Origin of the sequence: Enterobacter sp. HSTU-ASh6, from assembly GCF_026319105.1 — a bacterium.
In the GTDB taxonomy this organism is placed as follows: Bacteria; Pseudomonadota; Gammaproteobacteria; order Enterobacterales; family Enterobacteriaceae; genus Enterobacter; species Enterobacter sichuanensis.
On sequence record NZ_WSPD01000039.1, the window covers coordinates 1 to 8,688 of the forward strand.

General features: G+C 54.7%; 8 protein-coding genes. 6 read left to right on the top strand and 2 right to left on the bottom strand.

Translation table 11 applies throughout. The annotated features are described in order from the left end of the window. Positions 1 to 273 precede the first annotated feature (273 nt). From rbsD to rbsR, 6 genes are all read left to right on the top strand, one after another. On the top strand, positions 274 to 693 hold the full coding sequence (rbsD, locus tag GM298_RS23100) for a D-ribose pyranase (RefSeq protein ID WP_025756952.1): 420 nt from the start codon (positions 274 to 276) through the stop codon (positions 691 to 693). Between the two features lie 7 nt (positions 694 to 700). Beyond that, positions 701 to 2,206 (top strand): ribose ABC transporter ATP-binding protein RbsA, encoded by a 1,506-nt coding sequence (gene rbsA / locus GM298_RS23105; RefSeq protein ID WP_266155400.1) that lies wholly within the window; start codon positions 701 to 703, stop codon positions 2,204 to 2,206. A 4-nt stretch (positions 2,207 to 2,210) separates the two neighbouring features. Then, positions 2,211 to 3,176, top strand: coding sequence for a ribose ABC transporter permease (gene rbsC, locus GM298_RS23110; protein WP_025756950.1), 966 nt, complete (start codon positions 2,211 to 2,213; stop codon positions 3,174 to 3,176). 27 nt (positions 3,177 to 3,203) lie between these two features. After that, positions 3,204 to 4,094 carry a ribose ABC transporter substrate-binding protein RbsB gene (gene rbsB, locus GM298_RS23115; protein WP_013099394.1) on the top strand — a complete coding sequence of 297 codons (891 nt, stop codon included), beginning with the start codon at positions 3,204 to 3,206 and terminating at the stop codon, positions 4,092 to 4,094. 106 nt (positions 4,095 to 4,200) lie between these two features. Then, positions 4,201 to 5,130 (top strand): ribokinase, encoded by a 930-nt coding sequence (gene rbsK / locus GM298_RS23120; protein ID WP_262784585.1) that lies wholly within the window; start codon positions 4,201 to 4,203, stop codon positions 5,128 to 5,130. Positions 5,131 to 5,133: 3 nt separating this feature from the next. Further along, on the top strand, positions 5,134 to 6,126 hold the full coding sequence (gene rbsR / locus GM298_RS23125; RefSeq protein ID WP_025756948.1) for a ribose operon transcriptional repressor RbsR: 993 nt from the start codon (positions 5,134 to 5,136) through the stop codon (positions 6,124 to 6,126). Here rbsR and mdtD read toward each other — a convergent pair. Beyond that, positions 6,092 to 7,525: a multidrug transporter subunit MdtD gene (gene mdtD, locus GM298_RS23130; RefSeq protein WP_095449977.1), complete on the bottom strand. Its 1,434-nt coding sequence runs from the start codon at positions 7,523 to 7,525 to the stop codon at positions 6,092 to 6,094. The two genes, rbsR and mdtD, sit on opposite strands and share 35 nt — an antisense overlap. Beyond that, positions 7,522 to 8,229 (bottom strand): FadR/GntR family transcriptional regulator, encoded by a 708-nt coding sequence (locus GM298_RS23135; protein WP_025756946.1) that lies wholly within the window; start codon positions 8,227 to 8,229, stop codon positions 7,522 to 7,524. The genes mdtD and GM298_RS23135 overlap by 4 nt, the downstream gene beginning before the upstream one ends. Positions 8,230 to 8,688: the final 459 nt, after the last annotated feature.

The following is an 8,688-nucleotide window of genomic DNA, read 5'->3' on the forward strand; positions in this document are numbered from 1 at the left end:
TGCGATGGTGCGGGACAATAAAAAATGGGTGGCAGGTTAGTCGTCAGCCGTTGACTTTAAACACAGCTGCTCACCCCGACCCTCTCCCACGGGAGAGGGCGCAAACATAAAAAACGGTAACCTGACGGTTACCGTTTTGCATTTACCATCCCTCCATTTCACTTAGCGAAACGTTTCGACGTTGATCACAAATCTGTTACGTCACGGTGGTTTTCTGAACACTCTTAAGACTAAACTGATATCAGCGAAACGTTTCGCTAGTGGAGCAAGAAAATGAAGAAAGGCACGGTTCTCAACTCAGAAATCTCGTCGGTTATTTCCCGTCTTGGGCATACCGATACGCTGGTGGTTTGCGATGCAGGCTTACCGGTTCCGCGCAGCACAACCCGTATTGATATGGCATTAACCCAGGGCGTGCCCTCGTTTATGCAGGTACTGGGTGTCGTGACCGCGGAGATGCAGGTTGAGGCAGCCATTCTCGCCGCGGAAATCAAACAACATAATCCGCAACTCCACGAAACGTTGCTCAGTCACCTTGAGCAGCTGCAACAACACCAGGGAAACACCATAGAAATTCGTTACACAACGCACGAACAATTTAAACAACAAACCGCAGACAGTCAGGCGGTGATTCGCAGCGGGGAGTGTTCCCCGTATGCGAATATTATTCTCTGTGCTGGTGTCACCTTCTGAGGCCATCATGGACGCATTACTGCAACTCAAAGGGATCGATAAATCGTTCCCGGGCGTAAAAGCCCTCTCCGGCGCGGCGCTGAATGTTTACCCCGGGCGCGTGATGGCGCTGGTGGGTGAGAACGGCGCCGGCAAATCCACCATGATGAAAGTGCTGACCGGTATCTATCAACGCGATGCCGGTTCACTCCTCTGGCTGGGTAAAGAGACCACCTTCAACGGCCCGAAATCCTCCCAGGAAGCCGGTATCGGTATCATTCACCAGGAGCTGAACCTGATCCCGCAGCTTACCATTGCGGAGAACATCTTCCTTGGCCGTGAATTTGTGAACCGGTTTGGCAAAATCGACTGGAAAACCATGTATGCCGAAGCGGACAAACTGCTGGCGAAGCTGAACCTGCGCTTTAAGAGCGACCGTCTGGTCGGCGATCTCTCTATCGGCGATCAGCAGATGGTGGAAATCGCGAAGGTGCTGAGCTTTGAGTCGAAGGTCATCATTATGGATGAGCCGACCGACGCCCTGACGGATACCGAAACCGAATCCCTGTTCCGCGTCATCCGCGAGCTGAAATCGCAGGGCCGCGGGATTGTCTATATTTCTCACCGCATGAAAGAGATCTTCGAGATTTGCGATGACGTTACCGTCTTTCGCGACGGGCAGTTTATTGCCGAGCGCGAAGTGGCCACGCTGACCGAAGATACGCTCATCGAAATGATGGTGGGACGCAAACTTGAAGATCAATACCCGCACCTGGATAAAGTGCCGGGCGAGATCCGCCTGAAGGTGGACAATCTCTGCGGTCCGGGTGTGAACGACGTGACCTTTACCCTGCGCCAGGGCGAGATCCTGGGCGTGGCGGGCCTGATGGGCGCCGGCCGTACCGAGCTGATGAAAGTGCTTTACGGCGCGCTGCCGCGCACCAGCGGGTATGTCACTCTCGACGGTCGTGAAGTGGTGACCCGTTCGCCGCAGGATGGCCTCGCGAACGGCATCGTCTATATCTCCGAAGACCGCAAGCGCGACGGCTTAGTGCTCGGCATGTCGGTGAAAGAGAACATGTCGCTTACCGCGCTGCGCTATTTCAGCCATAGCGGCGGTACGCTGAAACACAAAGACGAACAGCAGGCGGTCAGCGATTTTATCCATCTCTTTAACGTCAAAACCCCGTCGATGGAGCAGGCCATCGGCCTGTTGTCCGGCGGGAACCAGCAGAAAGTGGCGATTGCGCGCGGGCTGATGACGCGCCCGAAAGTGTTGATCCTCGACGAGCCGACCCGCGGCGTAGACGTGGGGGCGAAGAAAGAGATCTATCAACTGATTAACCAGTTCAAGGCCGACGGGCTGAGCATCATTCTGGTCTCTTCCGAGATGCCAGAAGTATTAGGCATGAGCGATCGCATTATCGTCATGCATGAAGGGCATCTCGGCGGTGAATTCACTCGCGAGCAGGCCACCCAGGAAGTTCTGATGGCTGCCGCTGTGGGCAAGCTTAATCGCGTGAATCAGGAGTAAGAAGATGACTACCCAGGCTGTCTCTGGTCGCCGTTATTTCACAAAGGCATGGCTGATGGAACAAAAATCGCTGATTGCCCTGCTGGTGCTGATCGCGATTGTGTCGACCATGAGCCCGAACTTTTTCACCGTTAATAACCTGTTCAACATTCTGCAGCAGACCTCCGTGAACGCCATTATGGCGGTCGGGATGACGCTGGTGATTTTGACCTCAGGGATCGATCTGTCCGTCGGTTCCTTGCTGGCGCTCACCGGTGCGATCGCCGCTTCCCTTGTCGGAATTGAAGTCAATGCGCTGGTGGCCGTGGCGGCAGCGCTGGCGGCAGGGGCGGCAATTGGTGCCGTGACCGGCGTGATTGTGGCGAAAGGCCGCGTCCAGGCGTTCATCGCGACGCTGGTGATGATGCTGCTGCTGCGCGGTGTGACCATGGTTTATACCAACGGCAGCCCGGTGAATACCGGTTTTACTGATAATGCCGATCTGTTTGGCTGGTTCGGTATTGGTCGTCCGCTGGGTATCCCTACTCCGGTCTGGATCATGGCTATCGTCTTCCTGGCGGCGTGGTACATGCTGCATCACACTCGTCTGGGTCGTTATATCTATGCCCTGGGCGGTAACGAGGCGGCAACGCGTCTGTCCGGGATTAGCGTGAATAAAGTCAAAGTTATCGTTTACTCCCTGTGTGGTCTGCTGGCTTCTCTGGCGGGTATCATCGAAGTGGCGCGCCTCTCCTCCGCGCAGCCAACGGCGGGGACGGGTTATGAGCTGGATGCCATTGCGGCAGTGGTGCTGGGTGGTACGAGTCTTGCGGGCGGTAAAGGTCGCATTGTTGGGACATTGATCGGCGCACTGATTCTTGGTTTCCTGAATAATGGTTTGAATTTGTTAGGTGTTTCCTCCTATTACCAGATGATCGTTAAGGCAGTGGTGATTTTGCTGGCGGTACTGGTAGACAACAAAAAACAGTAACTGACGACACTACAGGACATCTTAGATATGAACATGAAAAAACTGGCTACCCTGGTTTCTGCTGTCGCGCTGAGCGCAACCGTAAGTGCTAACGCCATGGCGAAAGACACCATCGCGCTGGTTATCTCTACGCTAAACAACCCGTTCTTTGTCTCCCTGAAGGATGGTGCGCAGAAAGAAGCAGACAAACTGGGTTACAACCTGGTGGTGCTGGATTCCCAGAACAACCCGGCGAAAGAGCTGGCTAACGTTCAGGACTTAACCGTTCGCGGCACCAAAATCCTGCTGATCAACCCAACCGATTCTGACGCCGTCGGTAACGCCGTTAAGATGGCAAACCAGGCGAAAATCCCGGTGATCACCCTGGACCGTCAGGCAACCAAAGGTGACGTGGTGAGCCATATCGCGTCTGACAACGTGCTGGGCGGTAAAATCGCCGGTGACTACATCGCGAAGAAAGCCGGTGAAGGCGCGAAAGTGATCGAACTGCAGGGGATTGCCGGTACGTCTGCCGCCCGCGAGCGCGGCGAAGGCTTCCAGCAGGCGGTGGCAGCGCATAAATTCAACGTACTGGCCAGCCAGCCAGCTGACTTCGACCGTACTAAAGGTCTGAACGTCATGCAGAACCTGCTGACCGCCCACCCTGACGTGCAGGCTGTGTTCGCACAGAACGACGAAATGGCGCTGGGCGCGCTGCGTGCCCTGCAGACTGCCGGTAAATCTGATGTGATGGTTGTCGGATTTGACGGCACGCCGGATGGTGAAAAAGCGGTAAATGATGGCAAACTGGCTGCAACCATCGCTCAGCTGCCTGAGCAGATTGGCGCGACTGGCGTGCAGACTGCTGACAAAGTGCTAAAGGGCGAAAAAGTTCAGGCCAAATACCCTGTTGACCTGAAACTGGTTATTAAGCAGTAAAAGGCGATTCAGGCAGTCGCTGGCTGCCTGAGGGACACCAATAAAGAAAAGTGTGGCATACGCCACCGGGTAACTCCGGTGGCGCTCTCAGATGGACAACCCAACCATGAAAACCGCAGGCAACCTCGTCGTCCTTGGCAGTATCAATGCCGATCACATTCTTAACCTTGAATCATTCCCGACGCCGGGCGAAACCGTCACCGGTAACCAGTATCAGGTGGCATTTGGCGGTAAAGGTGCAAACCAGGCCGTTGCTGCGGGGCGCAGTGGGGCGAATATCGCGTTTATCGCCTGCACGGGTGATGACGATACCGGCGAGCGTGTCCGCAAGCAGCTGGCAGGCGATAACATCGATATCGCGCCAGTGAGCGTAGTTGCTGGGGAATCTACCGGTGTGGCGCTGATTTTCGTCAACGCAGAAGGTGAGAATGTCATCGGTATTCATGCTGGCGCTAACGCTGCATTAACCACTGAGCGTGTTGAGGCGCAACGTGAGCGTATCGCAAATGCTGAAGCGTTACTGATGCAGCTGGAATCGCCGGTCGAAAGCGTCCTGGCGGCCGCTAAAATAGCGCATGAAAATCATACCACTGTCGTACTTAATCCTGCGCCTGCCCGTGTATTATCAGACGAATTGCTGGCGCTGGTGGACATCATCACACCCAACGAAACTGAAGCCGAAAAACTGACGGGCATTCGTGTTGAAAATGATGGCGATGCAGCGCGTGCCGCGCAGGCGCTGCACGACAAAGGCATTGGTACCGTGATTATCACCCTCGGCAGCCGTGGGGTGTGGGCAAGCGTAAACGGCGAAGGCCGTCGCGTGCCGGGCTTTAAGGTGAAAGCGATTGATACCATCGCGGCGGGAGATACCTTCAATGGTGCACTGGTGACCGCGCTGCTGGAAGGCAAAAACCTGGATGATGCGATCCGCTTCGCACATGCTGCCGCGGCTATCGCCGTTACGCGCAAAGGTGCCCAGCCTTCCGTTCCGTGGCGTAAAGAGATCGATGAATTCTTAAGTCAGCAGGGGTAACGCTTGGCCACAATGAAAGATGTCGCCCGCCTGGCGGGCGTTTCTACGTCGACAGTCTCTCACGTGATTAATAACGATCGCTTCGTCAGCGAGGCGATTCGGGAGAAAGTCGACGCTGCCATTAAAGAGCTAAACTATGCGCCGTCGGCGCTGGCGCGCAGCCTCAAGCTGAACCAGACGCGTACCATCGGTATGCTGATCACCGCCAGTACCAACCCCTTTTATTCTGAACTGGTTCGCGGCGTGGAGCGCAGCTGCTTCGAGCGTGGCTACAGTCTGGTGCTGTGTAATACCGAAGGGGACGAGCAGCGCATGAACCGTAATCTGGAAACGCTAATGCAAAAACGCGTCGACGGGTTACTGCTGCTCTGTACCGAAACGCATCAGCCCTCGAAAGAGATCATTCAGCGCTACCCTTCTATCCCTACGGTGATGATGGACTGGGCGCCGTTCGACGGCACCAGCGATCTTATTCAGGATAACTCTCTGCTGGGGGGCGACATGGCCACCCAGTATCTGATCGATAAAGGCCATACCCGCATTGCCTGCATTACCGGTCCCCTGGACAAAACCCCCGCGCGTTTGCGCCTGGAGGGGTATCTTGCCGCAATGGCGCGGGCGGGGCTTTCTGTTCCTGAAGGCTACCGTATTACCGGTGATTTTGAATTTCACGGCGGCTTCGAGGCGATGCAGACATTGCTGGCGCAAGCCCAGCGCCCGCAGGCGGTCTTTATTGGTAACGATGCCATGGCATTTGGGGCCTATAAGGCGTTGTACCAGGCGGGACTGCGTGTTCCGGACGATATGGCGATAATTGGTTACGATGATATCGAACTGGCCAGCTACATGACTCCCCCGCTGACCACGATCCATCAGCCGAAGGATGAACTGGGTGAACTGGCCATCGATGTGTTGATCCACCGGATGGCACAGCCCACACTGCAGCAGCAACGTCTGCAGCTTACTCCTGTTCTGATGGAACGGGGCTCGGTTTAGACTTTGTTTTGTGGCGTTCTTTGATCAGGTTGCGTCCGTCTTTCGGTTTTAACAGCATAAAGACCAGCGCCGAAACCACGGTGAGCGCACCCATGGTAATAAAGGTATAGTGGAACTGCTCAACGGTGTTCGCACTGTCAAAACCTTCATAAAACCGCAGTACCGCTGCACTCACAGCAACCCCTAAACTGATCGACAGCTGTTGCGTTACGGCCAGCACGCTGTTGCCGCTACTGGCGTTCTCGTCAGTCAGATCGGCAAGGGTGATGGTGTTCATCGACGTGAACTGCGTTGACATCGCCATGCCCAGTACAAACAGCGGCAGGATCAACATCCAGACGGGAAGAGAGGCGGATTGCAGCGAGAACTGCGCAATCATCAGGCCGATAAAGACCGTCACACCAACCAGCGTCTTACGATAGCCAAACCAGCGCAGCACTTGCGTAACGGTTGATTTTGCCAGAATCGAGCCCATTGCCGTGGGTGCCATCATGCAGCCAGCAATCAGAGCCGGGTAGCCGAAACCGACCTGGAGCATCAGTGGCATCAGGAACGGTACGCAACCCGTCCCCAGGCGCGAGGCAATGTTGCCCGCGATCCCGACGGAAAATGTTCGGGTGTTAAAGAGCCCCAGGGAGATTAACGGTGTCGGGTGGCGGCGCGCATGACGTATATAGAGAAGAAACAGCAGAACGCCGGCGAGGATAACGGAGAGTGCAATCCACGTTGCCACAATCTTCTCACCAAACAGCTCCATCCCGCTGGAGAAGAGCACCAGGCTCAGGCCAAACAGGAAAAAACCACCCATATCGAAACTGCGTCTTGGCGTGGTGAAGTTCGGCATATATTTGCGGGCATACAGCAGCCCCGCAACGCCAATCGGAATATTAATCAGGAAGATCCAGTGCCAGCTGGCCCATGTGACAAACACGCCGCCGAGCACCGGGCCAAGTATCGGACCGACCAGGCCCGGCATGGTGACAAAATTGAGCACGGGCAGCAGTTCACTTCGAGGGTAGGCTCGCAGCAAGGCAAGGCGTGCCACTGGCATCATCATCGCGCCGCCAATACCCTGCAATACGCGGAAGATCACCAGCTCTGTTAAGGATGTGGAGAGCGCACAGGCCAGAGAGCCGAGCGTAAACAGCGTCACGGCCAGCATGAAAACTCTGCGGGTGCCGAAGCGGTCAGCCAGCCAGCCGCTAACCGGGATCAACATCGCAACCGTCAGGGTGTAGCTAATGATGGCGGACTGCATTGCCAGTGGGGAACGGTTGAGGCTTTGCGCAATAGCGGGAAGCGCGGTGTTGAGGATGGTGGCATCCAGTGCCTGCATAAAAAACGCCATGGCTGCAATCCACGGCAATCCGGCCATGCTGCGCGCTTTTTTCTTCGTCATTTATTTACCTGCTGGTGGGTTGGTGCGGCCAGTAATGCCTGACACGCACTCAGGGCTTGCTGCCCGTCGCTTTCCTGAATGGCATCCACTATCGCCTGATGCAGATCCAGTTTTACCACTTCGTCCTGGGTAATAGAGGTAAAGTAAGTGTGGTACACCGAATGGAATAAAGAGGCAAAAGAGGTGAGGAACGGATTGGCGCTCATCATATAGATATGTTCATGCCAGGCCATATCGACCTCAACCCAGCGTTCGCGGTTGAAGTGTTTTTTCAGGAACACCATCTCTTCCATCAACGCGTTAAGCTGCGCTTTCTGCTCAGCCGTTCCAAGCGTGGCGGCAAGCAGACAGGCCTGAGGCTCAAGGCTACTGCGCATTACCAGAAAGTGATCGATCACCTGATGAAAGTTGTCTTCCGTCATCCACCAGGAGAGCAGCTCCTGATCGAGAAAATTCCAGTTACTTTGTGGCATCACGCGTGTGCCAATACGAGGGCGTGGAAGCACCATACCTTTTGCCGTCAGGGTTTTCACCGCTTCGCGCACGGCGGTACGGCTTACCCCAAACTGCTCACCCAGCTCCATTTCACCCGGCAGGATGCTTCCCGGGGCATATTTACCCGCTAAAATCCGCTGAGCCAGCTTTTCGGCCAGCACATAAGAGAGGTTTTTTTGGGCGGCCAGCTGTTGCGCGCTTAATGGCATCGCTTTTATTCCTTAAAGATTCATGCTGATAATTATGCCATCTCGAATGTGATTGTGGTTGCAGATACATCAAATAGAACAATTTGTAGCTTGATTTCACCTCTGTTGGTGAAAAAAAACACGGATGGAAACTTTTTTTAAATTTCCTCTTGTCACGTCAGAATAACTCCCTATAATGCGCCTCCACTGACACGGAACAACGGCACACACGCCGCCGGGTCAGCAGAGAAAAGCGAAATAATCACTTGACTCTGAAGCGGGAAAGCGTAATATGCACACCCCGCGCCGCAGCGAAAACGAAGCGGCACTGCTCTTTAACAATTTATCAGACAATCTGTGTGGGCACTCAAAGTGACATGGATTCTTAATGTCTTCGGACAATAAATGAATACCAAGTCTCAACGAGTGAACACGTAATTCATTACGAAGTTTAATTCATTGAGCATCAAACTTTTAAAT